The organism is Denitromonas halophila, from assembly GCF_007625155.1.
In the GTDB taxonomy this organism is placed as follows: domain Bacteria; phylum Pseudomonadota; class Gammaproteobacteria; order Burkholderiales; family Rhodocyclaceae; genus Nitrogeniibacter; species Nitrogeniibacter halophilus.
In genome coordinates, this window is sequence record NZ_VMNK01000006.1 from 125,552 (window position 1) to 150,560 (window position 25,009).

Annotated in this window: 39 protein-coding genes; 5 read left to right on the forward strand and 34 right to left on the reverse strand. The window is 67.0% G+C overall.

What is annotated here, in order from left to right:
- Positions 1 to 33: 33 nt before the first annotated feature.
- The 33 genes from FHP91_RS07635 to FHP91_RS21710 all read right to left on the reverse strand — a co-directional run bounded on the left by FHP91_RS07635 (position 34) and on the right by FHP91_RS21710 (position 18,671).
- Entirely contained in the window at positions 34 to 1,635 is a 1,602-nt protein-coding gene (locus FHP91_RS07635; RefSeq protein WP_144309012.1) for a DUF935 domain-containing protein, read from the reverse strand.
- Between the two features lie 3 nt (positions 1,636 to 1,638).
- Positions 1,639 to 1,944: a hypothetical protein gene (locus FHP91_RS07640; protein ID WP_144309013.1), complete on the reverse strand. Its 306-nt coding sequence runs from the start codon at positions 1,942 to 1,944 to the stop codon at positions 1,639 to 1,641.
- Positions 1,944 to 3,602 carry a phage terminase large subunit gene (gene terL / locus FHP91_RS07645; RefSeq protein WP_144309014.1) on the reverse strand — a complete coding sequence of 553 codons (1,659 nt, stop codon included), beginning with the start codon at positions 3,600 to 3,602 and terminating at the stop codon, positions 1,944 to 1,946. The genes FHP91_RS07640 and terL overlap by 1 nt, the downstream gene beginning before the upstream one ends.
- A 29-nt stretch (positions 3,603 to 3,631) precedes the next feature.
- Positions 3,632 to 4,198, reverse strand: coding sequence for a Gp49 family protein (locus FHP91_RS07650; RefSeq protein WP_144309015.1), 567 nt, complete (start codon positions 4,196 to 4,198; stop codon positions 3,632 to 3,634).
- A gap of 11 nt (positions 4,199 to 4,209) precedes the next feature.
- Positions 4,210 to 4,410 (reverse strand): hypothetical protein, encoded by a 201-nt coding sequence (locus FHP91_RS07655; protein ID WP_144309016.1) that lies wholly within the window; start codon positions 4,408 to 4,410, stop codon positions 4,210 to 4,212.
- Complete coding sequence (locus FHP91_RS07660) at positions 4,403 to 4,903, reverse strand: DUF1804 family protein (RefSeq protein WP_144309017.1); 501 nt, start codon at positions 4,901 to 4,903, stop codon at positions 4,403 to 4,405. Before FHP91_RS07660 ends, FHP91_RS07655 begins: the two co-directional genes overlap by 8 nt.
- Positions 4,903 to 5,073: a hypothetical protein gene (locus tag FHP91_RS21115; protein WP_186301479.1), complete on the reverse strand. Its 171-nt coding sequence runs from the start codon at positions 5,071 to 5,073 to the stop codon at positions 4,903 to 4,905. The genes FHP91_RS07660 and FHP91_RS21115 overlap by 1 nt, the downstream gene beginning before the upstream one ends.
- On the reverse strand, positions 5,073 to 5,345 hold the full coding sequence (locus tag FHP91_RS07665) for a hypothetical protein (RefSeq protein ID WP_144309018.1): 273 nt from the start codon (positions 5,343 to 5,345) through the stop codon (positions 5,073 to 5,075). The genes FHP91_RS21115 and FHP91_RS07665 overlap by 1 nt, the downstream gene beginning before the upstream one ends.
- On the reverse strand, positions 5,342 to 5,695 hold the full coding sequence (locus FHP91_RS07670) for a hypothetical protein (protein WP_144309019.1): 354 nt from the start codon (positions 5,693 to 5,695) through the stop codon (positions 5,342 to 5,344). The genes FHP91_RS07665 and FHP91_RS07670 overlap by 4 nt, the downstream gene beginning before the upstream one ends.
- The gene (locus FHP91_RS07675; protein WP_144309020.1) at positions 5,692 to 6,012 is read right to left on the reverse strand and encodes a hypothetical protein; all 321 of its coding nucleotides are present in this window, start codon (positions 6,010 to 6,012) and stop codon (positions 5,692 to 5,694) included. Before FHP91_RS07675 ends, FHP91_RS07670 begins: the two co-directional genes overlap by 4 nt.
- 258 nt (positions 6,013 to 6,270) lie before the next feature.
- The gene (locus FHP91_RS07680; RefSeq protein WP_144309021.1) at positions 6,271 to 6,702 is read right to left on the reverse strand and encodes a holin family protein; all 432 of its coding nucleotides are present in this window, start codon (positions 6,700 to 6,702) and stop codon (positions 6,271 to 6,273) included.
- 3 nt (positions 6,703 to 6,705) lie between these two features.
- On the reverse strand, positions 6,706 to 7,212 hold the full coding sequence (locus FHP91_RS07685; protein ID WP_144309022.1) for an N-acetylmuramoyl-L-alanine amidase: 507 nt from the start codon (positions 7,210 to 7,212) through the stop codon (positions 6,706 to 6,708).
- A gap of 126 nt (positions 7,213 to 7,338) precedes the next feature.
- A complete protein-coding gene (locus FHP91_RS07690) occupies positions 7,339 to 7,806 on the reverse strand; it encodes a hypothetical protein (protein WP_144309023.1) in 468 nt (155 codons plus the stop codon).
- A gap of 37 nt (positions 7,807 to 7,843) precedes the next feature.
- On the reverse strand, positions 7,844 to 8,257 hold the full coding sequence (locus tag FHP91_RS07695; RefSeq protein ID WP_186301480.1) for a Mor transcription activator family protein: 414 nt from the start codon (positions 8,255 to 8,257) through the stop codon (positions 7,844 to 7,846).
- A gap of 1 nt (position 8,258) precedes the next feature.
- Complete coding sequence (locus FHP91_RS07700; RefSeq protein WP_144309025.1) at positions 8,259 to 8,894, reverse strand: regulatory protein GemA; 636 nt, start codon at positions 8,892 to 8,894, stop codon at positions 8,259 to 8,261.
- Positions 8,891 to 9,289 (reverse strand): hypothetical protein, encoded by a 399-nt coding sequence (locus tag FHP91_RS07705; RefSeq protein WP_144309026.1) that lies wholly within the window; start codon positions 9,287 to 9,289, stop codon positions 8,891 to 8,893. The genes FHP91_RS07700 and FHP91_RS07705 overlap by 4 nt, the downstream gene beginning before the upstream one ends.
- Positions 9,286 to 9,612: a hypothetical protein gene (locus FHP91_RS07710; protein ID WP_144309027.1), complete on the reverse strand. Its 327-nt coding sequence runs from the start codon at positions 9,610 to 9,612 to the stop codon at positions 9,286 to 9,288. Before FHP91_RS07710 ends, FHP91_RS07705 begins: the two co-directional genes overlap by 4 nt.
- A 12-nt stretch (positions 9,613 to 9,624) precedes the next feature.
- Positions 9,625 to 9,867 (reverse strand): hypothetical protein, encoded by a 243-nt coding sequence (locus tag FHP91_RS07715; RefSeq protein ID WP_144309028.1) that lies wholly within the window; start codon positions 9,865 to 9,867, stop codon positions 9,625 to 9,627.
- A gap of 93 nt (positions 9,868 to 9,960) precedes the next feature.
- On the reverse strand, positions 9,961 to 10,260 hold the full coding sequence (locus FHP91_RS07720; protein ID WP_144309029.1) for an HU family DNA-binding protein: 300 nt from the start codon (positions 10,258 to 10,260) through the stop codon (positions 9,961 to 9,963).
- Positions 10,247 to 10,396, reverse strand: coding sequence for a hypothetical protein (locus FHP91_RS21120; RefSeq protein WP_186301481.1), 150 nt, complete (start codon positions 10,394 to 10,396; stop codon positions 10,247 to 10,249). Before FHP91_RS21120 ends, FHP91_RS07720 begins: the two co-directional genes overlap by 14 nt.
- Positions 10,393 to 11,304, reverse strand: coding sequence for a recombination-associated protein RdgC (locus FHP91_RS07725; RefSeq protein ID WP_144309030.1), 912 nt, complete (start codon positions 11,302 to 11,304; stop codon positions 10,393 to 10,395). The genes FHP91_RS21120 and FHP91_RS07725 overlap by 4 nt, the downstream gene beginning before the upstream one ends.
- Positions 11,301 to 11,909 (reverse strand): hypothetical protein, encoded by a 609-nt coding sequence (locus FHP91_RS07730; RefSeq protein ID WP_144309031.1) that lies wholly within the window; start codon positions 11,907 to 11,909, stop codon positions 11,301 to 11,303. Before FHP91_RS07730 ends, FHP91_RS07725 begins: the two co-directional genes overlap by 4 nt.
- Positions 11,906 to 12,484 (reverse strand): hypothetical protein, encoded by a 579-nt coding sequence (locus FHP91_RS07735; protein WP_144309032.1) that lies wholly within the window; start codon positions 12,482 to 12,484, stop codon positions 11,906 to 11,908. Before FHP91_RS07735 ends, FHP91_RS07730 begins: the two co-directional genes overlap by 4 nt.
- Positions 12,481 to 12,705, reverse strand: coding sequence for a hypothetical protein (locus FHP91_RS07740; protein ID WP_144309033.1), 225 nt, complete (start codon positions 12,703 to 12,705; stop codon positions 12,481 to 12,483). Before FHP91_RS07740 ends, FHP91_RS07735 begins: the two co-directional genes overlap by 4 nt.
- Positions 12,702 to 13,517 carry a hypothetical protein gene (locus tag FHP91_RS07745; RefSeq protein ID WP_144309034.1) on the reverse strand — a complete coding sequence of 272 codons (816 nt, stop codon included), beginning with the start codon at positions 13,515 to 13,517 and terminating at the stop codon, positions 12,702 to 12,704. Before FHP91_RS07745 ends, FHP91_RS07740 begins: the two co-directional genes overlap by 4 nt.
- Positions 13,514 to 13,720 (reverse strand): hypothetical protein, encoded by a 207-nt coding sequence (locus tag FHP91_RS07750; RefSeq protein ID WP_144309035.1) that lies wholly within the window; start codon positions 13,718 to 13,720, stop codon positions 13,514 to 13,516. The genes FHP91_RS07745 and FHP91_RS07750 overlap by 4 nt, the downstream gene beginning before the upstream one ends.
- Positions 13,720 to 14,049, reverse strand: coding sequence for an XRE family transcriptional regulator (locus FHP91_RS07755; protein ID WP_144309036.1), 330 nt, complete (start codon positions 14,047 to 14,049; stop codon positions 13,720 to 13,722). Before FHP91_RS07755 ends, FHP91_RS07750 begins: the two co-directional genes overlap by 1 nt.
- Entirely contained in the window at positions 14,039 to 14,704 is a 666-nt protein-coding gene (locus FHP91_RS07760; protein WP_144309037.1) for a hypothetical protein, read from the reverse strand. The genes FHP91_RS07755 and FHP91_RS07760 overlap by 11 nt, the downstream gene beginning before the upstream one ends.
- Complete coding sequence (locus FHP91_RS07765) at positions 14,694 to 14,900, reverse strand: hypothetical protein (protein WP_144309038.1); 207 nt, start codon at positions 14,898 to 14,900, stop codon at positions 14,694 to 14,696. Before FHP91_RS07765 ends, FHP91_RS07760 begins: the two co-directional genes overlap by 11 nt.
- 8 nt (positions 14,901 to 14,908) lie before the next feature.
- The gene (locus tag FHP91_RS07770) at positions 14,909 to 15,625 is read right to left on the reverse strand and encodes an AAA family ATPase (protein ID WP_144309039.1); all 717 of its coding nucleotides are present in this window, start codon (positions 15,623 to 15,625) and stop codon (positions 14,909 to 14,911) included.
- Positions 15,626 to 15,654: 29 nt separating this feature from the next.
- A complete protein-coding gene (locus FHP91_RS07775) occupies positions 15,655 to 17,751 on the reverse strand; it encodes a Mu transposase C-terminal domain-containing protein (RefSeq protein WP_144309040.1) in 2,097 nt (698 codons plus the stop codon).
- Positions 17,748 to 18,236, reverse strand: coding sequence for a helix-turn-helix domain-containing protein (locus FHP91_RS07780; RefSeq protein WP_144309041.1), 489 nt, complete (start codon positions 18,234 to 18,236; stop codon positions 17,748 to 17,750). The genes FHP91_RS07775 and FHP91_RS07780 overlap by 4 nt, the downstream gene beginning before the upstream one ends.
- Before the next feature lie 129 nt (positions 18,237 to 18,365).
- The gene (locus tag FHP91_RS21710; RefSeq protein WP_144309042.1) at positions 18,366 to 18,671 is read right to left on the reverse strand and encodes a helix-turn-helix domain-containing protein; all 306 of its coding nucleotides are present in this window, start codon (positions 18,669 to 18,671) and stop codon (positions 18,366 to 18,368) included.
- A 175-nt stretch (positions 18,672 to 18,846) separates the two neighbouring features.
- Between FHP91_RS21710 and FHP91_RS07790 the strand changes: the two genes are divergently transcribed.
- Genes FHP91_RS07790 through FHP91_RS07805 form a run of 5 tightly spaced genes read left to right on the forward strand, consistent with a single transcriptional unit; the run spans position 18,847 to position 23,988 of the window.
- Complete coding sequence (locus FHP91_RS07790; RefSeq protein WP_144309043.1) at positions 18,847 to 19,704, forward strand: helix-turn-helix transcriptional regulator; 858 nt, start codon at positions 18,847 to 18,849, stop codon at positions 19,702 to 19,704.
- Positions 19,705 to 19,761: 57 nt separating this feature from the next.
- Positions 19,762 to 20,319 carry a hypothetical protein gene (locus FHP91_RS21125; protein ID WP_186301494.1) on the forward strand — a complete coding sequence of 186 codons (558 nt, stop codon included), beginning with the start codon at positions 19,762 to 19,764 and terminating at the stop codon, positions 20,317 to 20,319.
- A complete protein-coding gene (locus FHP91_RS07795) occupies positions 20,249 to 21,094 on the forward strand; it encodes a TRAP transporter TatT component family protein (RefSeq protein ID WP_222105138.1) in 846 nt (281 codons plus the stop codon). Before FHP91_RS21125 ends, FHP91_RS07795 begins: the two co-directional genes overlap by 71 nt.
- Before the next feature lie 3 nt (positions 21,095 to 21,097).
- Positions 21,098 to 22,105: a TRAP transporter substrate-binding protein gene (locus FHP91_RS07800; RefSeq protein WP_144309044.1), complete on the forward strand. Its 1,008-nt coding sequence runs from the start codon at positions 21,098 to 21,100 to the stop codon at positions 22,103 to 22,105.
- Between the two features lie 44 nt (positions 22,106 to 22,149).
- Positions 22,150 to 23,988, forward strand: a complete 1,839-nt coding sequence (locus tag FHP91_RS07805; RefSeq protein WP_144309045.1) for a TRAP transporter large permease — start codon at positions 22,150 to 22,152, stop codon at positions 23,986 to 23,988.
- On the opposite strand, the gene FHP91_RS07810 is transcribed toward FHP91_RS07805, so the two are convergent.
- Positions 23,989 to 25,002, reverse strand: coding sequence for an extracellular solute-binding protein (locus FHP91_RS07810; protein WP_222105139.1), 1,014 nt, complete (start codon positions 25,000 to 25,002; stop codon positions 23,989 to 23,991).
- Positions 25,003 to 25,009: the final 7 nt, after the last annotated feature.

A 25,009-nucleotide genomic window follows, 5' to 3' on the forward strand; every position in this document is an offset into this window, starting at 1 on the left:
TCCAGCACCGCCGCACGTTGCACCAAATGGCGTTCATTCGCCGTTACTCACGTCGAAGCGGCCGGCCAGTTCGGCGGTGGCCATGCCAGCCGCCATGACGCGCTGCAGCTCGCTGGCGGGCAGGCTGCCGTAGGCGTCGAGCAGGCGATCGCGCACGTCTTCGAGCGAGCCGGCCTCGGCTACCAGGGCGGCGATGGCGGTGAGCCATTCGCCCAGGGGGGCGGCGGCGTCCTGCGCCAGGCGATCGGCGGCGGCGTCGGCATAGCGGGCTGGGCTGGGTTCTTGTGCGGGCAGCGTGGCGCGCAGCGCGGCAGGCACGGCGTCGGGGGGCGTGGCCTGTCCGGTCGGCGCGGGCTCAACCTTCGGCGGCGCGGACGGTGCGGCGGTAGCCAACACCTCTTCAGTGCCGTCGGGCAGCGGGATGCGCAGCTTTTCGTGCGCCCAGGTCGCCGGGATCTTCATGCCCACCCCCACGAGCTTGGGCAGGGCTTCGGCGTAGGCGGCCACGTCTTCGGACTCGCCCAGGTCAAACACCCAGCGCGGGCAGCGGCGCAGGCTGTCGACGCCGGTCTGGCTGAGCGCGATGAGCGGATACACCAGATCGCGCGTGAGCGTGCCGGCAATCTGGCGGGCGTCGGCGGCGAGGATGTCTTGCCGCACTTCGCGGTGCAGGTCGGCCACGCCGCTGCCCATGCCGGTGGCGTGCGCTTCGCTGGAGAGCACTTGCCCGAGGATGGCCTTTGATTCGGCCGAGTCCGCCCAGGCGGACATGGACAGGTGCGGCGTGCCGCTGCCGGTGCCGGTGATCTTGCTGATCTCGATCTGCATCTGCTCGGGCATGATGGCGCGGGCGTCGTGCCCCAGCGCGGTCACGGCCCGCAGCAGGCTGGCTTTCTCGGCGTTGTTGCTGGCCTGGCCGTATTTGCCGATGATGATCGGCAGGCCCCAGGTCTCCAAAAACTCGGCGAAGTCGCCGATGCTGTAGGCCTTGTAGATGAACGGCCAGATCAGCACGCGCAGGATGCCGGCGCGGGAGAGGTAGCCGGTCTTGACCTTGCCGGGCTGGTGCATGATCCAGCCCATGGGGTTGAGCAGCGCGCCGTCGGGCGAGTTGTCGCGCAGGCGCAGCTCGCGGCGGTCGGTGGAGGTACGGAACCAGGTTTGCGGGCGCGGGTGAAAGGCCGGCAACCACTCGGCGCCATGGCGCCGCCACTCCAGCTCGATGGGCGCAAAGCCGTGGCCGACGCCATCCATCATGGCCATGATCACGTCTTCGAGGTCATCGACCACGTCGCGCAGGATCTCTTCGACCCAGGCGGCGAGCTTCTTTTCGCGGGCGCTGGCGTTGGCCGGCGGTTCGATGGACCAGTCCAGCCCAACCACTGCGCCGGCGCGCTTGCCGAACTCGCACTGCATGTGCGCGTCGCGGTCGAGCATGTCGTCGAACAGCTGGTGCTGCGCCATGATGTCGCCCTGGTCGGCCTCGCGCAGGATGCGCACGGCGCGCGCCGGGGTGATGCCGTCCATGTGGCTTTGCAGGATCTCGTTCTGCAGCGCGGCCACGCGGGCGGTTTGCGGCTCGGAGAGGATGGCGCGGTTAATCGGGTTGCCGTGTTGGTCGAGGATGGTGGTCATGGGTTATTCCTGATAAAGCGCCGGCTGCGCACGCTTCAGTACAGCCTCGCATGCGGCTTCTCTGACTAATGCTTTGACATGCAGGTGTGCTACCGAGAGCCCGCTTTCGACGGCGCGAAGAACGTCATCGCGCGGCAGCTCTGGCGAGGTGGTGACACGGATCGCAACGCTGTCGCGCCGGTCAATGCGTGTGGCGAGACGGCGCAACATGTCTCCGAGCGCATCGCGCCACGATTTGGCCGGGCCGTTGGCCATGAATGACGTTTCCGTCTCGACGTGGTAGCCGCCAGGGACTTTGGCGATCAGCATCAAAACATCCTGCGCGAGCGGTACCCGCCAAAGTCGTCGTCATCGAAATAGCCCTCGGGCGCCTTGCCGTTGCGCGGCACCGAGACAAAGCCCTGCGCGCCGATGAGCCCGTTGGTGGCCACCTGCCACAGCATTTCGAGCGCGTCGGGGCCGTCGTCGTGGTCGGCCTTGGGGAAGTGGCGCAGCTGCTCGACCAGGGTGTTCTGGCTGGGGTGCAGGCGGATCAGGCCGTTGGTCATGTGCGGCTGCAGGGTCTCGATACGCAGCAGCTTGTCGGAGTTGGTCTTGATGGCGCGCGCCGGCACGGGCACGCCGCGCGCCGCGCTGCGCTTGACCAGCTCGGAGTACAGAAACTCTTGAAACTGCACCGTTTCCACGCCCCACAGCAGGCAGCGGTATTCCATCTGTAGGCTGATCACGTCTTCGATGATGCGATCGGGCAGGCGCTTTTTGATGAGCGCTTCGACCACGTCGAGCACGCCGGTCTGGCGGTTGAAGCCGCCGATGAGCAGCGCCGAGGGGTCGCGGCTCTTGCCTTCCTTGCCCAGCGAGGGGTCGCAGGCGCCGTACATGAGCCAGTCGGGCAGCCGATTGACCCAGAACTGGATGCACTTGGCAAAGGGCGCGTCGTCGCCCGACAGCGGGTCGTTCTGCAGCTCGCTGTCAAAGGCGTCGTGGCCGTCGCGGGCGCGGATCTGCATTAGCGCCAGCAGCGGGCGGCCGGCGGGCCAGCTCACCACGGCGCCGGCGTTCATTTCCGCCGCGTGCTCGGCGTAGTAACGGCCGGCGCGCTCTTCGCCCTCGTTGCGGTAGAGCTCCTCCCAGCGGTCCCACAGGGCCATGTTGTCGGGCCAGGTGATGAGGGCCTTGAACTTGCGGCTCTTCCACAACGGGTTCTTGAGTAGGCGCGCCAGCACCGAGTCGTAGTGCAGGATGGTGCCCACGATCACGGCGTCGAACTTCTCGCCCGCGCCGCCGAGCTTGAGCACCGCCTTGGTGATCCAGCCCATCAGCTTGTTGCGCTGATCGGGGGTCTTCACGTTCTCGTCGTTCTCGAGGTCATCGCCCACGAACAGGTCGGGCCGGTGCGGGCCGTGGCGCCGGCCGCGGATGCGCTTGCCGCTGCCCACAGCCTCGACCTTGCGGCCGTTGCGGGTGACGATCACCCCGGCCTGCCACACCGGCCCCTGGCCGCAGGCCTCGGGGAAGTCCATCACCAGGCGCGGGTTGGCTTCGAGCTCCGCTTTGATAGCCTCCAGCATGATGGCCGCCTGGTCGAAGGCGTCCATGCCGATCATGGGGTACCACTTCATCTCGGCGATGAGGCACCACAGCACGAACAGCTGGCTGGTGATGGTCGACTTCGCCTCGCCCCGTGGCGCGGCCAGCGCGTCCGTCTCGCTCTTGGCGCTGCGCGCGATCGCCTCGAGGCGGTCATACAGGTATTCGTGCAGGACGCTGGGCGCCTTGGTGACGTAGTGCGGAAAGTAGGTCTGCACGAAGAAGCGGAAGCCGCCTGCACCCAGCACCCGGCGGCGGCGCTCGGCCACGGCGTCCGGGTCCGGGTCGAAGCCGGACACCTCCGCCTCGATGCGCGAACGGAAGTCCGCCGCGAGTTTGGCGATGTCGGCAAGGAAGGCTTTGCGGTTACTTGCCATTTGTGGATGCTCTATGATCCGCAGCCATTTCAGACTTCTTCATCGTCCGGGTAGCGGTAGTAGCCGACCACATTGCACAGCGCCTCCACCAGGCCGGGCGCCTCCTCATACACCCGGTCATCGCAGGTTGCCTCCGGGCAGCTCACCCGCTGCTTCTCGACGAACTCACGCACGATGGCAGCAAGCTTGGCCTCGGATTCCTGGACGACCGAGACGCCCGCGGATGCGGTGTCGATGGCGAACAGCGGCGACGCCAAGCGATCGCGCAAGGCGTATCCCATCAACGGCCAGATCTTCGCGAAGGCGTTCTGGCGCGCGATCTTCCGCCCGAGCGCAGCGTCGAAGTTCTCCGGGCTGACACATGCGGACTCGCCGGTTACGGTGAAGCCGTTGCACAGCACCAGGACGCAGAAGGTCAGTAGCTTCAAGGCTTCGCTGTTGGCAGGCTCGTCGCGAATAACACACCCATACTTTGCACCGCCGTAGGCCGTGAAGTAGTGCTCGCTGGCGATGTTCGCCTCGATATCGGCCGGCGTGATGCGCGGTGCAGTCAGGCCCTTGGCCTGGATCTCGTTTTCGATTTTCGGGTCAGTCATGATGCAAGTCCTTATTCAAAGTACTCAGGGAATCGGGCCACCAGGTCGGCGCGATCGCCGCCGGCGGTCTCGTACAGATAGGCCAGGCGCTCGAACACGGTTTCACCGTCGGTGAGCCACACGGTGTCGGTGGCGCCTTCGACCAGGTCGGCCATGGCGGCTAGGATTTCGGCCTGGGTGATGCTCAGGCGGCGTTCGGCGGCGTTATCCATAGGTGCGCACCACTTCCTCGCCGAAGGGCTCCAGCACCGCGGCCACGGCGGCGCCGTGTTGCGGGTGGTGCTTGCGCACGTAGTCGAGCAGCAGCTTGATGACGCCCATGGCCACGCCGAGCTGGTCGGTTTGCGGCATGAGGCGGCGGCTGGCGGCCATCAGCTTGTTGTAGCTGTCGGCCAGGCTGGCCAGCGCCTGCACCTTGGCGGCGGCGGGCATGTCGTCGGCCGCTTCGATGGCGTCCATGGTGGCCTGCGTCTGGCGCACGATCACGCCCAGGGTCTGGCGCATCACCTCCTCCAGCCCGCCGCCGGCGATCATCTGCGCGCCGCGCGCCTTGTCCCAGTCGTCGCCGGCCTTCTTGGCTTCGCTCTTCCAACGCCGGGCGGTGGCCACGGGCACGCCCTCCTTGGCCGCAGCGACCTCGAGGCCGAGCTGGTCGAACACAAAGGCGGCGCGCACGGCGCGGCGGGTCTCTTCACCGTGGGCCATCAGATGCGCTCCTTGCCATCGCTGGCCGGCGCGGTGGGCGCAGCGTCCGCTGCCTCTTCCACGGTGATATTGCAGTTGAGCTTGATATTCATGTTCTGGATCGCCGCGCCGATCCGGTCAGCGCCGGCAACGAGCGCGACTGCGAGCACGATTGCATGGCCCCAGTTCATCACGCCTCCCCCGGCATCACGGCGCGATCCATCACCACATCGCGGCCGCGCTCGGTAATGCTGGCGGTGTCGGCGGCGTGGCTGATCAGGCCCACGTCGGCCAGCCACAGCAGGTCGGCGCGTACCTTATCGACGGTGGCCACCTGGCCGTGTACGGCTTCGAGCTCGTCGCGCAGGGCGCGGGCGGTGAGTGTTTGGCCGGGGGCGAAGAACAGCAGCGCGATGATGGCGCGGCGGCGGGTGAGCTCGGCCTGGCGTTCGGCGATGGTCATGGCATGCCCTTTTCTGCGATGCGGTTGAGGATCAGGCGCAGGTTGTCGTTCATCGCGTCGAGCTGGCCGCCAATCTTGGCCACGCCCTGGGCGGTGAGATTGACCTTGTCGTGCAGGGCGCCGAGGTCTTCATGCGTGGGGGCGCGCTCCAGCGAGCCTTCCACCCGCGACAGGCGGCGGTCGTGCTCGTCGGCGCGGCGGTCGAACTCTTCGCTGAGCATGGCGAACTTGCGGTCGACCTCCTTGTTGCGGTCGCCATAGCGCACGTACAGCCACATGCCGCTGGTGGCGACGGCGTTGACCACCTGGAAGCCCACCACCGTCCAGAACTTGGCTTCTTCAAAACTCATGCGCGGGCCTCCAGCTCGGCGGGGAGTACTTCATAGATATCGAAACGGTCGCCACTGCTGACCAGGCGGCCAAGCGGCACGCGGTGGCCACGGCGCCGCTTGATGAGGATGCGGGTGACGCCCTCGGCGCCCAGGCCGGCGACGATGTCGCGCAGGTCGGCACGGTTGAGCTGGCCCATGGTGGCCATGACCTCCACCTCGCCACTGTCACGGCGATTGACCACGCCAACGGCGATGGGCTCGGCGCCGGCGGCAAAGGATTCGCCGGGCGCGTAGCAGCGGAAGACTCGCGTCAGGGTTTCAAAATGGACGCTCACCGGACATCTCCTTGGGTGATTGGGTGCCAGCCCCTGCCGCTGTTGCCCGGCCGAATGGCACCGGAAGGAAGCTCGTCTAAACACATGGCTGGCTGCCGGCGTTATTACCCCGCAAAGCGGGCGCCCCACTGGGCCGGCGATGGGTCGAGATTGGATTGCGCCCCGCGCTTGCCGCCATGCGGCTGCGCTGCCCACCAATGGGGCGGCGGGCGGCCTTGGTGCGGCCCTGCGGCTGCCCGTGCGTGCGCTGCAGGCGGCTCACTTCGTTACACCCTTGCGCTTTTCGATCGCGCGGGCACCGGAGTAACCGAGGTAGCCGGCGCCAAAGAGCCACCACAGCTCTTCGGGGATGGCGGCAAGCCAGGCTTGCACGCCGGCCGTAAAGGTGAGCACGGCCGCCGGGTTGATGACATGTGCGATGCCGATGGGGATGGCCATCAAGATCATCACGTACATCACGTACAGGAAGCTGGGGCGGGCGCGGCTGGTCCAGGGGTCGGCGCTGTTGGCCTCGGCGAGGATGGCCGACAGGCGGATGCGCATCTCTTCGAAGCGACCGTCCTGCTCCATCTTGAGCAGCTCCAGCTTGGCCTTGTCGCGCGCCTCGGGGTCCGGTATCACGCGGTCGAGGAGCTCGCTACCGAGCGAGAACAGGCCCTTGCCGACGGCGGCGATGGTGACGGGGTCCATAGCTCAAGCCCCCTCGAAGATATGCCCGGCCAGCGGCACCATGCCGCCGCGCAGCCAGTCGGCCACGGCAAAGCCGGGACAGGTTTTGGGAGCGCCCAGGTCGCGATGGCCGCACACGCCGGTGTAACCGTTTCCGGCATGCGCGAACTGGCGTGGCACGCCGTATTTGCCGCACAGAAACTCCACCTGATCCTTGAGGGCATACCACTGCGGCAGGGTGAATTTGTCGGTGCCGATCAGGCACAGGCCCAGGCCGCGATGGTTGGCGCGCTGGTGCGTGGCGTGAGCGCCGTCCTCGAGCGGGCCGCGCCCGGTGGCGCGGGCACCGTTGGTGTAGATGGCCCAGTGGTAGCCGATGGCGGTCAGGTCGGGGTTAAGCAGCGAACGCGCCCTGTCGCCGCGACGGAAGCCGGCCTGGCGGTGCCAGTGGTCGATGTCGAGCGTGCTGGTCCATCGCCCGTTGGGCGTGGCCGAACAGTGGATAACGATGAGGTCAATGGCGCGAGACATGGCGGGTTCCGGTACGATGGACAGCGCCCATCTTCCGCGCGCGCGCGAGGCTCAGTTAGGCGGAAGCGGTTCCGCCCGGACGTAAAAAACCCCGCTCGGGGCGGGGTTGGTGGGGATTGGTGCCGGCTACTTCTTTGCGGGATAGAACACCATCCCCTTCCTGGCATCCATCCACATGGTGTGTTTCTTGCCGTTCCTGAGTGTGCCAGCGACGGCGAGCTGATTGTTTGCGACGTCATCCATTACCGCGCCGATGATTGTCCCTGGCTGAGCCTGGAATCGATCCACCTTGATTGTGTCGCGCAGGTAGTCTTCATCAACGAACGTCATGCCCTTGACGAACTGGCATGGCACCTCGCATTCCATCACGGTAACGACGCTTCCGTCGCGAGCGAGCACCTGGTGCTTTCCTTCCCTCGACCCGAGGTACATGAACGCGATGATCTGCTCTCCGATCTGTCCCGCCTGGCGCTGTTCGTCTGTCAGCGCCATGGTGTAGCCGTACTCCATGCCATCACGCATTACATAGTTGTGATCTTGTGCGGCCACAGTGAGCGAGAGCGCGGCCAGTAGCGCAAAAACCATTTTTTTCATGACTGCCTCCATTGAATGACGCAAGGATTGTAACGCGTTAAAACAGCCCGTACTGCACGTCATCGTCACCCGCTTCGCATTGCCTTTCAATCATCCGGATGCCGCGCTCGGTCATGCCGTAGCGGCGGGCCACGGCGGGCTGGGGGGTGCCGCTGCGGCGTTCGTGCATGATGGCGGCGTTGCGCATGGCGCGGCGCCAGCCGTGGGCGACGGGGATGTCGATGCGGTCGCCGCCGTAGCGCTCTGCGAGCAGCAGCGCCTCGCCGTGGCCAAGGAGCGTGACCAGGGCGTGGCCACGGGGGATCTGCTCGGGCACATACAGGCGGGTGCCGCCGTGCCGATCGATGAGCTTGAGCGCGCCGGGCACACCGATCAGCCGGGCGATATCGGCCAGCAGCGCGGGCAGCAGCGCCAGCAGCGCTTCGTTGTCGGCGGGGGTGGCGGGCTTCACGTTACTCGCCCTTGGCCAGCACACGGGCGCGGATGGCGGCGCGAAGGCGGTTCATCACCGTCTTGTTGCGCTCCCACTTGTCCAGGTGCACGCCGCTGTAGGTGGGCAGCAGGCGGGGGATGTCCGCCTCGGCAAAGCCGGCCTCGGCCAACTCGGCGCGCACGGCGGCGGCCAGGTCGCGCTTGCCCTGTTCGTAGGCCAGCGCGGCGATGACCTTGTGCAGCTGGGTGGGCGTGGCCCATTCAAAGCGATCGACGCCGGCGCGGCCCGTGGCCTTGTCGGCCGATACGCGCTTGAGCACGGCTTTGGCGTAGGCCCAGGGCAGTTTCATGTCGGCGAGCTGGGCCTCGACTTTGGCGATCATGTCGGCGGTGCCTGTACGGCCTGTTTGCGGTTTTCCGGGGTGCTGGCCTGCGGCTGGCTTCTTGTGGGCACCCAGGCGGCGCAACTCGTCGAGCACGGCGTACAGGCCGGTCATGGGCATTTGAGTGCATGATTCGATTTCGCGGCCAAATCGCGACAGGCTGACGCGGCGCAGCAGGGCGCGATAGGTGTCATCGTCCATGTCCAGATCGCGCTGGCATGCCTTGATCGCGCGGATGCGGCCATTGCGTTCGAAGGCCTCATTTTTGGTCATGGCAGCACCTCGATCGATTTGCACACCTTGCACAGGTGGTTGATGGCGGCCTTGCCGTTGGGCCAGTCAGGGGTGTAGCTGTGATGCTTCCGGTCGTAGTCCTCTGCTGCGTACCGCCGCTTGCCGAGCAGCTTGAGCATGTCGCGGCGGAACTTTGCCGGCCAGAAGTAGCGGCTCACGGGGCGCATGAACCGCTGCTCTGGGTGGGCTTCTTTCGCCGAAAACCAGGTGCACCGCCATTCGCCATTCACGTAGGTCATGACGCGGTAGGACAACCCCTTGGCGCGCTCGACACACAGCGTCACCCGGTATCCATCGCACATCAGCTCAGCACGCCCATAGGGCATCGACAGTTTCTCGGCCAGGGAGGCCTTCTGTTCTTTGGTCAGGGTCATGGCCGATCTCCACCCTTGCCGAACAGGTACTCTCTGCCGTTCATGCCGTCGATGAGCGCGTAGGTCAGCAGCATGGTCAGCATCTGATCTATTTCGGCCGGCGAGACAATGCGGCCGCCCAGCCAGGCTTCGGCGGTGACGCCCAGGGCGAGCCATGCGACCAGCGTCACGACGCGGATGATGAGCGTGCCCCAGGCCGCCAAGCGCCGGTCAAGCTCGTCGCTGAATATGCGTGACTCTCGGCCAAACAAGCGCCATTCTTCTGTGCGCGAAACAGCCAGTGCGATGAACAGCGCTAGGGTGATGTAGTTGATTGAGTTCATTCGCCCCCCCTTTCAGAAAAGCCGGCCGGTGGCCGCCCGCTCTTCGGGCGTGGCCGGCTGGCTGAGCGGGTCGATCTCGATGGCCGCCTTGGCTTCAGCGCAGCACTCGTCGGCCGCCTCTTCGCGTCGGTGCGTCTTTTGGCAGACGGCGCACTCGTACCAGTACGAGACGCGGTCGCAGCAGTCGGCCGCGATGTAGTAGTTGTCGTGCATCTCTTCGCAGATGCCGCACTGGTAGCGTTCTTTCGATTTCATGGCGTTCCTCGCTTGTGGTGATGACAGGAGCGGCACCGCGCCACCCCCTGGCCGGATGACCCCGCCGTAGCGGGGCCATCGAGCCAGGAGGCGTTACGCGTTGAGGAAGTCCTTCAGTTGCTTGGCGGGCACGAACTTGACCGCCGTGCTGGCGGCGATCTGCACCGGCTCGCCGGTTTGCGGGTTGCGGCCGGTGCGGGCCGGGCGCTCGACGGCTTTGAACTTGCCGATGCGCGGCAATATGGCTTCGCCGGCACTGATCCCGTCTTCGATCACGTCGGCAATGGCCGTCAGCACCTGTTCAGCTTCCTTCTTGGTGGTGCTGCCAGCGGTTTGTTCGCGGCGGTGGTCGAGGGCGATTTGCAACTGGGTGATGAGTTCAGCCTTGTTCATGGTTTTCTCCATGGGTGGTGGTAAAGCGGATGGTGTCGCGGGTGACAGGCGGGTAAAACGAGCGGCCGATCACGCCGAGAAAGAAAGCTCCGGCGGCGATGGCCAGTAGCGCGAGGGGGTGGATTGCGATGGTCATTGGCTCAGCTCCCCGCCAAGGGCTTCGATGAGCGCAGGGACGAGTTGGCGGAGCTCGCCTGCCATCAGGGAAAAGTGGGCGTCGGCCAGTTCGGCGGCGTCTTTGCTGTCGGTGGCGGCTTCCTGCACGACGTCGAGGAACTGCAGGCGTTTGATCTCGCCGCGCTCGGTGAGCACGAAGGAGACGCGGTCGTTCCAGGTGAGCGCCAGGCGGGCGGGCAGCTTGCCCTGCGCCAGGTGGCTCTTGATCTCGTCGCCGTCGAGGCTGTGGTGCTGGTAGCGCACGGACGCTCGATCTTCGGTGGTGGCCTTGAGCTCGCAGTCCATGTCGATGGTGAAGCCGGCGGGCTCGTCGCCGGCAAGCCAGTCGGACATGGCACTGATCGGGCTGAGCTCGGTGCGCAGCAGCTTGACCGGGAAGCTGTCGAGGCTCTGACGCAGGGCTTCGAGCACGTCCTCGGCGCGGGTCGGGCTGGGCGCGTCGATGGCGAGCCAGCCGTCTTTCGGGTCAATCCAGGCGAACACCTTGTGGCGCTTCTGGAAGGCGCGCGGCATGAGCTCGCGGGTGACTTCGTCGCGCAGCTCTTTCATCAGCCGGCGGCCGGGCTTGAAGCCTTGCTCGTGTTCGATCATGGCGGCGCGCGCTTCGGCTTCGTCGCGCACCACCGTGGCGGGCAGTAGCCGCCGCTCAACACACAGGGCGATCAGCCACTGGCCGCCGACGTTGTGCACCAGGGCGTCGGTGCCGCCGACGGGCGGCGTCCAGCCGCGGGCCTCGGGGTCTTGCGATCCGCAAGGCATGAAGCGGCGGCGGGCGAGCTGCGCGTCGAGCTGGTCGACACACAAGGCGATGGACCACGGCTCGGGCAGGCGGTAGAGCTGGAGGTTTCTGAACCAGGTGAAATTCATGCTGCAACCCCCGCTTTGGCGGCCTTGGCCTTGCCCTTCTTGGCCTTTGGCGTGTCGTCTTCGCCCTGGCGGCGCATGGCGTCGGCGATGAGGGCCTTGGCGGTTTTCTCGACGTCGCTGTCGCCCACGGTGATGTAGCTGCGGTCCGCGCCGCTGATGCGGTTGATGCCGAGCTGGCGCATCACGGCGGCGTCGAGCTGGGGGATGGCGTCGAGTACGAGGCTTTCTTGCGAGCGGATCAGCAGGGCGACCAGGTCGTCGGGCAGCAGCGCGTGGATGCGCTCGATGAGGATCTCGTCGCTGGGCCAGTCGAGGGTGTCTTCGCCCTTGCGGTAGCCGGCCTTGACGCCGTCGATCGCCACGGAGCGCGGCTGCACGAAAAGGTGCGGGGCGGCGTCGATCATCTTTTGCAGGCGGGCCGTGGTGGCGGCTTCGGCGGCGGCGGCGGTGTCGAGCTCGACGCGACGGCGATCCATGACGGGGGCGATGGCGGCGCGGATTTCGTCCTGCATCTGCGCGGCGATGCCGGTGGTGACGACATGCGCGGCGGCCAGTGCGGCGGCGGCTTCGCGGATGGCGTCGAGGGTGATGCCGGGGGTGCTCATTGGGATTTCTCCTGTGTGGGTTTTGGTTTGCGGAAACTGGCCATGAAGGCTTTGATGTCCTCGGGCATTTCGGACTTGGGTTGCGACACGCGGGGCGCGGCGCTTGGCGGCTGCGGCGGGGGCAGGCCTTTGGCGGTGTGCCCGGCGCGGGCAGCTTCGGCGCGGCCTTCGGCCTTGGCACTGGCGCGGTCGGTCATGCCGGCGACGATGCTCTTGAGGTAGCCGTGGCTGGTGAGCGGCAGGCGCAGGCGATCGCGGTTGGCGAGCATGTCTTCCATGGCGTTGATCCAGTAGTCGACCGGGGCGGCGGCGCTGATGCCCTTGTGCTCGATGCGGCCGGCGCGCACGGCCTCGCCAAGTTCGTTGAGCAGGCTGGCGATGCGGTCGAAGCGCATGGTTTGCTTGGCCGGGGCGAACAGGGCGAGGTAACGGACGGCGGCGCCGACGAGCTTTTCGCCGGGGTGAAGGTAGGCGAGCGCGAGGATGGCGTCGCGCGCGCCCTGGTGGCCGAGTAGCGCGTCGAGGCTCATCTGGGCGTTACACGCCGGGCATGAGACGAGGGGCAGGCCGCTCATTGGGCGATGACCTCGGCGGCGAGGCGCAGGCCGGTGAGCGGGTGCGGGGCGAACACGGACAGGCCGGCCTGAGCGCAGTCGATCATGACGGCGGCGTCTTCGATCAGGGCGGCGTCGGCATCGTGTCCGTCGGCACGCAGGGTGGCGGCGCGCGCGTGCAGGGTGGCGGCCATGGCCTGAAACTTGGCGCGTTCGGCGTTGGGCTGGGCGTTGAGGCTCATTGTGCGACTCCTTCAAGGGCAACCAGGAAGCGGGTGATTTTTCGGGTGGTGACGGCGGGCACGGTGATGCGGTGGCCGCCGGACTCGATGACCAGGGTGGCGTCGTCCCACAGGCACAGGCGGACGTCATCGCCCAGGGCAATGTCGCCGGTGGCGGGCGCTGTGGCTTGTGTTTTGGCCTGTGGTGCGATGTCGGCGCGTACGGGGGCAGGCTTGGCGGTGGCGTCCCATACCAGCCATCCAGCCCGCCCCCCGCTGGCCGGCTTGCGCTTGGCGCGGCAGACCACCCCGGCGTCAACCAGGCGATCTAACGCGTGGGTGAGCATGGGCGTGGCGGCGGATGACGCGATGCCGAGCGCGGCGGCAATCTCGGTGAGCTTGATCGGGTTGTCTCCGCCGCGGCCGGCGACGTGTTTGCGGATGGCGTCCATCCGCGTCTGAAATGTGGTGGTGTTCATGGAAGCTCCTTTGGAGGCGGGTTTCGGGGTGATCGGCGACGGCACCATGGCGTGGGGCTGCGGGGCCTGCGGGAAGCGGCGCGGGGTCCGCGGGGCGAACAGGCCGGAATGGCTGTCGCTGACCCAGCTGCCAGAGGGCACGACGGTGTCGGTGGGCCAGATCAGCAGCGCGGTGGTGCCGCTGCGGGTGACCGAGCAGCTGTAGAGCCGGCGCTGGGCGGTGAGCTGGGCGATCGCGCTATCGAACTGCGCGGCCGGCACGTCGCCCAGGCCTGAGCGCACCTCGGCGGCGTTGCGCGGCTGTCGGCTGCTGGCGCCGGCGATGGCGGCGAGGATGCGCTCGGCGGTGGTCATGGCCGGGCGGCCTCGGGCAGTTCGCCGGCGGCGGCCATGCGCAGGCACTCGGTGTGGGCGGTGGCGCGCAGTTGCTCGGCGGCAATCTGGGCGTCGCGGCGCTCGTGCATGGTGTTGCTGACGATGACGCCGGCGGCGAAGGCGAGCACGATGGGCAGCAGGATGCGCTCGGTGATCTGGGTGGCGAGGCGTTCGCGGTTCATTATTCGACCTCCGGTTTGTGGGGGCAGCGCTGGCAGGTTTTCCAGATGCGCATGGACAGGGGGTTGTGGGTTGGCGCGGCGCCGCGCGACAGCCGGCGGCATTCGCTGCGCGGTTGCTCGCGCTCAGTGGCCGGGCATTCGGCGACGACGAAGTAGCGGTCGATGACGCGCTGCTGAAACTTGCCGCTGCCCGGCACATGGCCATTGGCAATGCGCGAGACCAGGGTGTGGTTGTTGTAGCCAAGGCGCGCGGCGACACGCACCGCGCCGTCCTTTTCTACGGCGGCGTCGAACAGGGCGCGCCAGTCGGGGGTGGCGTTAGTTGCCATAGATGCAGTCCTCTTCGGTAACCGTTTGCTGTTGCCAGACCACGGCGTTTTCGTTGGGGTCGAACACGGCGCCGACGCGGCAGACCATGGGTGGGCGCGGGCCGGTGTTGCGATCGGCGCGCAGGCGGTAGCGGGCTTGCTGGCTGCGGCGCTGCGGGTCGCGCACGCATTCGGCGGTGATGTCGAGGTAGCCGGCCAGGTCGAGCATGCGCAGGTAGGCGCCGGCGGCGCTCTCGGCCACGGGGATGGCGGGCGTGCTGGCGTGGGCGGCCAGCTCGCGGGCGTTGGTGTCGCCGCTGAGCATGCGCAAGGTGCGCCACATCTGCTCTTGCGCCAGGCCTTGGGTGACGCGCTCGCCATTGCGGCGCAGGCGCGGGGCCTCCAGCCCTTCGTCACGCGCCAGACGGTAGCGGCCGGGGCTTTGTTTGACGGGCTGGCTGGTTTGCACCAGCACGCCGGCGGCGATCAGACAGCGGCGGTAGTCGACGATGGCGGTCATTTCGAGCTGGTCGCGCCCTTCGGCAGCGCCCCAGATCTCGCGCTCGGTGAAGTCGCCGGCATCGGCTGCGGCGGACAGCCTGCGGATGGACTCCCAGATGCGCTGGCGCGGCCCCTTGCCGCCGACCATGGAGAGGGTGACGGGCTTACGGGGCATGGCTGGCCTCCGCTGACAGGTCTCGAAGATCGGCGGCGATCTGCAGCATCTCGTCGTGCTCGGCCTTTGCCTCGTCCGATCCGGCCCCCGCCCACTCACCTGCAAAGGAGTGGCACATAAACAAGGTTTGCGCCTCGCTCTCCAGCATCTCGGCGGCGCGGCGCATGACGCGCTTGGCGCGAAGGATTCGTCGCATTGCGGCCATCACACCCCCCTGCGCGGCGCTTCGCCGGTGTAGAGCGGGCGGTTGCCCCAGGTGCTGCGATCGATGGCGAGCCAGCCTTCGATGGCGGCGGCTTCGGCGATGGCGGCGAGGTTGACCGAGACGCGGCGCACCGAGCCGTTGGACAGGCGCACCAGGTGCTCGAGCATGTCGCTGGCGACATGAATGCCGGGGCAGTAGATGGGGGCGAGCAGCTCGGCGTCGGCGGTGCTGACGGGCTGTGCGGGAATCCACGACAGCACGCGGCTGTGGAAGCGCTCCCAGCGCTTGAGCTTTTGCGGCAGCATCTCTTCGCCGAGCAGCAGCAGCGTTGACTGGCTGCCTTCGTAGATGTCGCGCACCAGCTCGATCATGGAGTCGTTGCGGGTGCAGTAGTCGAACTCGTCGATGATCAACATGCGGCCGCTGGCGGCGAGCTGGCTGCATACCTGGTCGAGCAGCGCGCCGATGGTGCCGGCGGGCTTGAGGCCCATTTCGTGCAGGATCTTTTCGAGCAGCACCTTGCGCGTCCAGGCGCTGCGCATCTGCACGAAGTAGCTGCGGTTTTCGTTTGAGACGGCCAGCGCGGCGGTGGTTTTGCCGTAGCCGGCCGGGCCGTAGAGCGCAGCCATGCCGGGCAGGCCTGCCACGCGGCCGGTGAGACGCTCGGCGGCGGTGCGGGCCATTTCAAGGTTTTGGATCTGTGCGGTTTGGGTCATGGGGTTCCTCGGGTCGGTGAGTGGATGGGTTATGCCGCGTTGCTGCGGGCGGCGAGCTTCTTGCTGTGCGCCTTGAACTGGGCGCTGGTGGGGTAGCTGGCGTGCCAGCGGGCGTCGGCCTCGCTGACGGGTTCGTCGCGGTTGATGCGTTCGTCGAGGGCGAGCCACTCGGCGTAGTTGTCGGCGGCGCTGCGCTCGGAGCGCGATAGCGCGGGGGCCGGTTTGGCGGCGGGCTGGCTCAGCGCGATGGGTTCGGCGTCGGCAACGTCGGCGGTGCGCTTGGCCAGGGCGGCTTCGCGCTGGATGACGCGCCCACCGATGACCACCGGGGCGGCTTCGAGAGCGGGCAATGCTTCGGCGCCGTGCAGTTCGGCGAGGATCTCCTCGCGCTTGACGTCGACCCGCGCCAGGCGGCCTTTGGCGCGCTTCTGGCGGGCCTGCTCGATGACCGGTGTGGGGAAGTAGTGTTTGGTGTTGCCGCTAACCTGGGCGCGGCAGATGAGGCGGCCGTCGGGTAGATAGACCCACACCTGGTCGGCGTTGTGAATGTCGAAGGCCACATGCACCTCGGTGCCGTGAAACTCTTCGAGTTCGCGGGCGAAGTAGATGTTGTTGAACAGGCGGATCTCGGCGCGGGCCAGCGTGCGGGTGACGCGAGGGCGGAACAGGGTGTCGAGCTCGGCCGGCGCCATGGTGTGTGGCACCCAGTCCTTGGCTTCGAAGTTGGCCCAGGCGAGCGCGGGCGATAGCCCTTTGAGGCTGCGATGGACGCGGGCGTTGTATTCGTCAATGCGCGTTTCGCACCACTGCACGAACAGGTGCCATGGCATGAGGGGCATGACGCCGCCTTGCTTGAGGGCGCGGCGCGAGAGCTTGAATTGCTCCAGCCGGGCTTCGCGGTCCATGGCGGCGCCGATGAAGCCGGGAAGTTGCTTGGCGCCGCTGACCCACAGCGTTTGGTGCAGGCGCTCGATAACGCCGCGGGCCTGTGAGTTGTAGGGCAGCGAGTGGGTGAGCGTGGCGCCGATGCGGCCGACCAAGCCGGTGGCGGCGTCGTTCATGAAGGCGTTTTTGTAGCCCGAGCCGTTGTCGACGTAGATCAGCGCCGGGATGCCGTAGCGCTCAACGCCGCTGCGCAGGGCGTCGGCCACGGCCATGGAGGATTCGGCCAGATCAACCGACCAGCCCACGGCGCGGCGGGTGGCGATATCGACAAAGGTGGTGATCTCTGGGCGGAAGGGGCGCCCGTGCATGGGGTGCTGAACCTCGGCGTCGAAGGTGTGGCCGTCGGCGGACCAGACGTCATTTGGCACCAGCAGGGAGAAGTCGCGGCGGACGAAGGGGCGGATGTTTTTCAGTTCGCGATCGCCCATGCGGCCGCGCTCCTTGGTGACGGCGCCGAGCTTGTCGAGGAAGCGGCGCACCTGGTGGATGCTGGGGTGCTGACCACGCGGCAAGGTGGCGAGGAAGGCGTCGTACGCTTGCTGGACGGTGGGTTTTTCTGGCTTTTGGTAGTGCGCCAGGAAGGCTTTGGCCCAGGTCGGCACCTTCATGGATGTGCGGGGCCCTTTGGGGGCCAGGTCGGTGGCCGATAGCCAGCGCTTGAGCGTGCGCACCGAGGGGTAGCCGTCGCCGGCGCGGCCGCGCGGATCGCGCGCCAGGCGTAGCAGGCGGTCGACATGGGCGTCGAGCTGGCCGGCGCGGGCGTTGATGAGCAGCGTGGTGAGCGCGGCCTCTTGGCTGCACCCGGAGCCGGCCTGCAGTTTGTGGATGGCGGTGAGCACACCGGCGCGGGCATCGCGCTCGAGGCGCTGGCGGTCGGTGAGGTCAGAAAGATCGGGGGCAGCATGGACGACAACCGCCCCCGACAAAACCGCGGGGGTCGGAGGAGTGACCGTAGCGGTGGAGACACTGGTGAGCGCGAGGTCGAGCTGCTGCGACTGCAGGGCGCGGCGGGTATCGGCGGGCAGCGCGGAGACGGCGTATTCCATGCCTTTGCCTGCCTGGCGTTTCCGGGCTTTCCAGCCCTCGCGCTCAGCGGCAACACGAACACCACGGTCTGTTCCAGGCATGCCGGGCAGGCCGGCCAGATCCTGGGCGGAGTACCACTCGCGCACGGAGTTCATTCGTCGTCGCCCCCTTCAAACAGGGACAGCTCGGGCGCGCCGGTGCGTTCGACATTGGCGCGATGCCAGGCGACGGCGGCGAGCGTGGTGTCGAGCGCGGCGAGCGTGCTGGCGGCGTCGGCTTCGCCTTTGTAGAAGTGGATCAGCAGGGCCAGGGCGTCGCTGAACCCGGCCTGCAGCTCCATGACGTCCGTCTCGTCGGCGGGGCGGCCTGTCGGCATGCGGATGGCGAGCAGATGCGCGGACGCGGCGAGGTATTCGGAGACGTACGTGGCGCCGCAGGCATGCTCAAACGGGCGGATACGCACCGCCGGCAAGCGGCCGGTGGCCAGCCACTTGTAGACGGTGCTGGTGGAGTGCTCGCCCATCAGGTCGCACACCCGGTCAATGCTCAGGTTGTGCTTGGCGCGTGCGTGCTCGAGGCACAGCTCCATCGCGTGAATGAGTGAGCGGGCGCGGATGCGCTTCCAATTTCTGCGCGTCATTGCGCCACCCCACGACGGGCGTGGCGCAAAAAAATGCTTCCGCTGCAGCTATCGGAGGCACTGGCCGGGCCTCTACGATGGGAAGCGTCAAACATGGAGAACAAAGTCATGACAATCACTCCCCCGCTCTCAGGCCGCAGCCCGGTCACCAGCCGTTACACGACGGCGGGAACGGCCGTTACTTCTGGCGGTAGAATCGGAGGGGTAGCGGGACGGCCAGATCTCGTCAGGGCGCTTGCCGATGGCTTCGGCAATCAGTCGTTCGCCCTTTGGCCAGGGACGATGGAGCGCATGACTAAGAGTGTGCCTAGAGGCGTAACTGTGATGCAGAGAGAGGCTGGATATCGACCAGCCGGCCATTTTCAGGGCGCATAGGATTTGCGCGCGATGCCAGTCGTTTGGACTGGTTTTTTTGGTGCCAGAGTTTTTGCCCATGGTTCAATCCTTTTCTGGTCACGAGTGTGACGCATGGGCAAAACTTTACTCTAGTTTGTTCTTGTTGCGCAAGAACAAACTAGAAGAAATCTCTGGGTTCCGATTCAGTTCCGATTTGGCAGTTTTCGAAATCGCAACCCGCTTTACGTAAGCCTTTGAAAAACAGGTGATTTATATGGAATCGGAAAAGAAAAAAAAGATTGGCCGTCCAGTTCCGATTCTGGCGCCAGGATTCGGAACTAGAGTAAAGGTGGCGGCAGACGCCTTCGAGACAAGAAAAAAGGCAGCGGATGCTGCCGGAGTCTCTCCTGACATGATTCAGCGCTACATAAGAGAGGCGAGCGTTCCAGGCCTTGAAAAACTTGAGTGCTTGGCATCCGGCTCCGGCGTCCGCTATCGCTGGTTGGCCTATGCCGAAGAGCCAGAACGCATCTCTCACGGTGGCGGCGGAAGTTGGCTTGATGGCCTGACGATTGGGCACCGCATTCGTCTTGTTCGTTGCGGCGTGGAAAACCGCACTGAAGCAGCTTTTTCGAGTCACCTCGGCATTCCACTCAATCACCTTAGGCAGCTGGAGTCTGGCGAGGACAGCGCCGACACGGAGCTCTTGGATGAGATCGCAAGGCATGCCGGGGTGAGGAGGGAGTGGCTGGAGACGGGGGAGCCGCCAATGCTAGAGCCAAACAATCGCGGCTTTCGACAGATCGTCGATGCGAGGCTTAAGCGAGCCGAGGCGGCAGAAGATAGGTCTCTTTTGGTGTCGGCGGCTCAAAAGCTGTCGCCCTACCCATCCGCCCTGGATTCAGCGGCAGAAGGCATGCCGCCGTCCGCAGCAGTGAAAACCGGGCGCGTATCGCCAGAGCTGCTGGCGAAGGTGGTCGATAGCGTCGAACAGTGGCTGGCCGAAAACCGCGGCAAAGTGAGGGTCGCGCCCGACAAGCGGGCCATGCTGATCGCCGTCTGCTACGCGCACTTCGAAGGCCGAGAGTTCCGAAAGCAAGAGATGGAGCGGTTTTTCAAGCTTGTTGCATGACGCGAGGGCTTTTTGCATACCTGATTGGTATGCGCTGGCGGGTATCATCCCCCGCCCATGGACGACGACGACCTGACCCTGCAACTACGCGCCGCCATGAGCGGCGCCGTCAGCTTCGTCAACATCGGCGGCACCTGGGTGTCGCCGGCAGCCGCGCCCCCGGTCCCCGCTGCAAACGACGCCGAGTGGTGCCACGATCAATCGGCGATCACTCCTGTGACAAAAAAATCGCAAAAACCACCAGATCACGCGCATTTTTGCGCATTCCTGCGTTATTCCGGTATCTGCCCCATTCCCGTGCAAAACAGGGCTTTTCGCGACTTTTTTTTCTTCTCTCTAAGTGACAAAACGATCACCTCCCCACATTGTGGCACGGCACACGCAGTCCGTCTGGGGCGCTTTTTAACAAAAACTTCTTTTGCCCCCACCCCGCCTCGCTTCATAGACTCGCGCCTTCTCCTCTCCTTGCGGGGTGCGTTTGCGCATGGTGTTTCGACGAGCGGCAGTCCTGACGATGGTGGCGTGCACGCTGAGCGCCTGTTCGGTGCAGCAGCTGGCCGTCGATCGGTTGGGCGATGCGCTGGCGGGCTCGGGGGCGACGTTCAGCGCCGATGATGACCCCGCGCTGGTGCGCGACGCGGCGCCGTTTTCGCTCAAGCTGATGGAGAGCCTGCTGGCCGAGCGACCGGCGCACGCGGGTTTGCTGCTGGCGGCGGCGCGGGGCTTCACGCAGTACGCCTACGGCTTTGTGCAGCAAGGTGCGGACGAGATCGAGGCCGAGGACGTCGGCGCCGCCTTTGCCCAGCGGGAGCGCGCGCGGCGCTTGTATGTGCGCGCCAGAGGCTACGGCCTGCGCGCGCTGGCGGTGGCACATCCGGGCATCGATAGCGCGCTACGCACCGACCCGGCGCAAGCCCTCGCCCCGACCACGGCCGCCGATGTGCCGGCGCTGTACTGGACGGCGGCAGCCTGGGCGGCGGCGATTGCGCTGTCCAAGGACGATCCGGAGGCGGTCGCCGACCTGCCAGTGGTGGGCGCGATGATGGACCGCGCGCTGGCGCTCGATCCGGGTTTCGACGCCGGGGCGCTGCACACCTTCATGATCACCTTCGCCATGGCGCGCGCCGGCGAGCCGGATCCAGCCGGCACCGCACGCGGGCACTTCGACGCCGCCGTGGCCCTCTCCCACGGCCGCCAGGCCGGACCGTATCTGGCGCTGGCCGAGGCGGTGGCGGTGGCCGAGCAGAACCGCGCCGAATTCCTCCCCCTGCTCGACACCGCGCTGGCCATCGACGCCGACGCTGACCCCGCCCATCGCCTCGAAACCCTGATTCTTCAACGCCGCGCCCGCTGGTTGCAGGGGCGTGTCGACGACCTCTTTCTGGAGTAATGCATGCCCGACCGGATTCGCCGCCTCCTCCTGATCCTGCTCCTGCTCGCCACCGGCCCGGCCCTGGCCGAGAAGGTGACGCTGCGCCTGGGCACGCTGGCGCCCAAGAACTCGCTCTATCACCGCGCGCTGCTCGAAATGGGTGAGGCGTGGCGGGTGGCGCAGGGCGACGGTTCGAAGCTGATCGTGTTCACCGACGGCGCCCAGGGCGGCGAGGCCGACACCGTCAAGCGCATGCGCATCGGCCAGCTCAACGGCGGCCTGCTGTCGGTGGTCGGGCTGCGCGAGATCGATCCGAGCGTGTCGGCGCTGCAGACCCTGCCGCTGATGTTCCGCAGCTGGGATGAAGTCGACTACGTGCGCGAGCAGCTGCGCCCGGCGATGGAGCAGCGTTTCTTCGACAAGGGTTACGTGGTGCTGTCGTGGGGTGACGCGGGCTGGGTGCGTTTCTTCTCGCAGCGGCCGGCCGCCGCGCCGGAGGACTTCAAGTCGATGAAGATGTTCACCTGGGCCGGCGAGCCGGAGCAGATGGAAGTGATGAAGGCGCTCGGCTACCAGCCGGTGTCGCTCGAGACGGCCGACATCCTGCCCGCGCTGCAGACCGGGCTGATCGAAGTCGTGCCGGCCACGCCATACTACGCGTTGGCGGCGCAGTTCAACGGCCCGGCGCCGTACATGCTCGAACTGAACTGGGCGCCCATCGTCGGTGCGCTGGTGGTCACCCGCAAGGCCTGGGAGGGCATGAGCCCGGCCGGCCAGACGGCGCTGCGCGAGGCGGCCAGAACAGCGGGCGAGAAGATGCGCGCACAGGCCCGCACCGAGGTGGATGAGGCGGTGGCGGCGATGGTCAAGCGCGGGCTCAAGGTCACCCGGCCGAACGCCGAGCAGATGGCCGCCTGGCAGGCGCTGGCCGAGTCGGTCTATCCGCAGATCCGCGGCCGGCTGGTGCCCGCCGAGACCTTCGACACGGTCACCCGCCTGCTCGCCGAGTACCGCGCACGCCACAAGTAAGCCCCACCCCGGGTGCCGCGCCAGGCGCCCCGCCGGACTCGCCCATGCCCCAAGCCGCTGACACCCCGCCGATCTACCACGCCCCTTCCGAACGCGCCGGCCCGTGGTGGCGCGTGCATCGCGTCGAAGACACCGTGCTGTCACTGGTGCTGGCGACCATGGTGCTGCTGCCGGTGCTCGAGATCGTCTTGCGCAGCACGCTGTCGATAGGCGTGGCCAACGCCGCCGCGCTGGTGCAGCACGGCGTGCTGCTGGTCGGCATGCTCGGCGCGGCCGTGGCCGCACGCGAGGGGCGGCTGCTGAGCATCGCCGGTCTGGGCCGCTGGCTGCCCGAGCGTCTCCACTGGGTGCATCGCGCCGCGGCCGGCGGCCTGGCGATGGCGGTGACCGGCGTGCTGGCCAGCGCGGCATGGGACTTCGTCGCTGTCGAGCGCGAGGGCGGCAACCTGCTCGCCTACGGCGTGCCGGTGTGGTGGGTGGAGGCGGTGATGCCGGCCGGTTTTGCGCTGATCGCGCTGCGGCTGTGGATCCGCTCGGGCGAGCGTTTTGCCGACCGGGCGCTGAGCCTGGCGGTGGCGGCCGGCCTGCTCGGCGTGGCAACCCTCAGCAGCACCGCCACACCGGTGGTCGCGCTGCTGGCGTTGGCGGTGCTGCTGGGCGCGCCGGTGTTCGTGGTGCTCGGCGGGGTCGCGCTGTTGCTGTTTGCCGGCGACGACCTGCCGCTGGCAGCGATCCCGCTCAACCACTACCAGCTCACCGTCAATCCCTCGCTGCCGGCGATCCCGCTGTTCACGCTGGCCGGCTATTTCCTCGCCGAGGGCGGCGCGCCGGCGCGGCTGATCCGTGTCTTCCGCGCGCTGTTCGGCCGCTTTCGCGGCGGGGCGGCGCTGGTCACGGTGCTGCTGACCGCGTTCTTCACCTCCTTCACCGGCGCCTCGGGCGTCACCATCCTGGCGCTCGGCGGTCTGCTCATGCCGCTGCTGCAAGGGGTGCGCTACCCGGCGCGCGCGGGCATCGGGCTGATCACCAGCGGCTGTTCGCTCGGCGTGCTGATCCCGCCCGCGCTGCCGCTGATCCTCTACGCCATCATCGCCCGCCAGCCGATCGAGACCATGCTGCTCGCCGCGGTGGTGCCGGCCGCGGTGATGACCACGATGCTGGTACTGCTGGGCATCTGGCGCCAGCCCAAAGACACGGCGCCCACGCCCTTCGATGCGGCCGAAGCATTCGCTGCGCTCAAGGCGGCCAAGTGGGAACTGGCGATTCCGCTGGTGACCTTCGGCGGGCTGGCCAGCGGCCTGGTCACGCCCACCGAAACCGCCGCGCTGACCGCACTGTATGCCTTCATCGTCGAGGTGCTGATCTACCGCGACCTGTCACTCACCCGCGATGTGCCGCGGGTGATGGCCGAGTGCGGCCTGCTGGTCGGCGGCATCATACTGATCCTGGGCATGGCGCTGGGCTTCACCAACTACCTGATCGACGCGCAGATCGCCGACCAGGTGTCCGAGTGGGTGCAGGCCAGCATCGCCTCGCCGTGGGTCTTCCTGCTGGCGCTCAACGGCTTGCTGCTGCTGGTCGGCGCCTTCATGGACATCTACTCGGCGATCATCGTGGTGACGCCGCTGATCGTGCCCATTGGCCTGGCCTTTGGCATCCACCCGGTGCACCTGGGGGTCATCTTCCTGGCCAACATGGAGCTCGGCTTCCTGACCCCGCCAGTGGGCATGAACCTGTTCTTCGCCTCCTACCGCTTCGGCAAGCCGATCGGCGAGGTCGCCCGCGCCGTGCTGCCGGCGCTGGCGGTGCTGGCCGTCGGCGTGCTGCTGATCACCTACATCCCGGCCTTCTCGATGTGGCTGCCGGGCGTGCTATTGCGCTGATCAGCGGTAGCCGGCGCGGTCGAGCAGCTTTTGTGCTGCCACGAGATTGTTGGCCAGCGTGGGTAGCGCCAAGGTGTCGGCGGTGAAACTGCCGAGTTCGTCGAGTTCGGGGTTGTCGATCTTCACCCCCGGCACGGCCGGCCACTCGTTGTTGGCGTTGGCGAAATAGCGCTGGGCCGCGTCGCTGGCGAGGTATTCGAGGAAGGCCACGGCCGCTGCGCGGTGCTTGCTTGTCTTGACCATGCCGCCGCCGGACACATTCACATGCGTGCCATACGCGCCCTGGTTGGGCCACACGATGCCAACCCGCTTGAGCAGGTTGCGCTCTTCGACCCGCTCGGAGGCCATCATGCGGGCCAGGTAGTAGCTGTTCGACACGGCCACGCCGCACTCGCCCACCGCCACCGACTTGATCTGATCCGAGTCGCCGCCCTTGGGCGCGCGCGCAAAGTTGGTCACCATGCCGCGCGCCCAGGCTTCGGTGGCCGCTTCGCCATTGTGCGCAATCTGCGAGGCGACGAGCGACAGATTGTAGGGGTGGGCGCCCGAGCGGCTGCACAGCAGGCCTTTGAGCTTGGGATCGGCCAGCGATTCATAGGTCGGCACATCGGCAGCCTTGAGCTTGCGGGCGTTGTAGATGATCACCCGCGCGCGGGTCGAGAAGGCGAACCAGTGCGACGAGCGCAGGTGCGCGGGAATGCGCGCCTCCAGCACCGCCGACTGCACCGGGGCGAAGATGCCGTAGGCCTCGGCTTGCGCCAGGCGCGCGGCGTCGACGGTGATCAGCACATCGGCCGGGCTGTTGTCGCCCTCGGCGAGGATGCGTTCGAGCAGCTCCTGCTCGTTGCCTTCGATGCGGTTGATGCGGATGCCGGTCTGGCGGGTGAAGTTCTCGTACAGCGCTTCGTCGGTCTGATAGTGGCGGGCGGAGTAGAGGTTGAGGACCGCCTCTTCGGCGAACGCCCCCTGACTAACAAAGACCACGGCGAGCACGGCGGTAAGCTTGCGAAGCATGGATCGC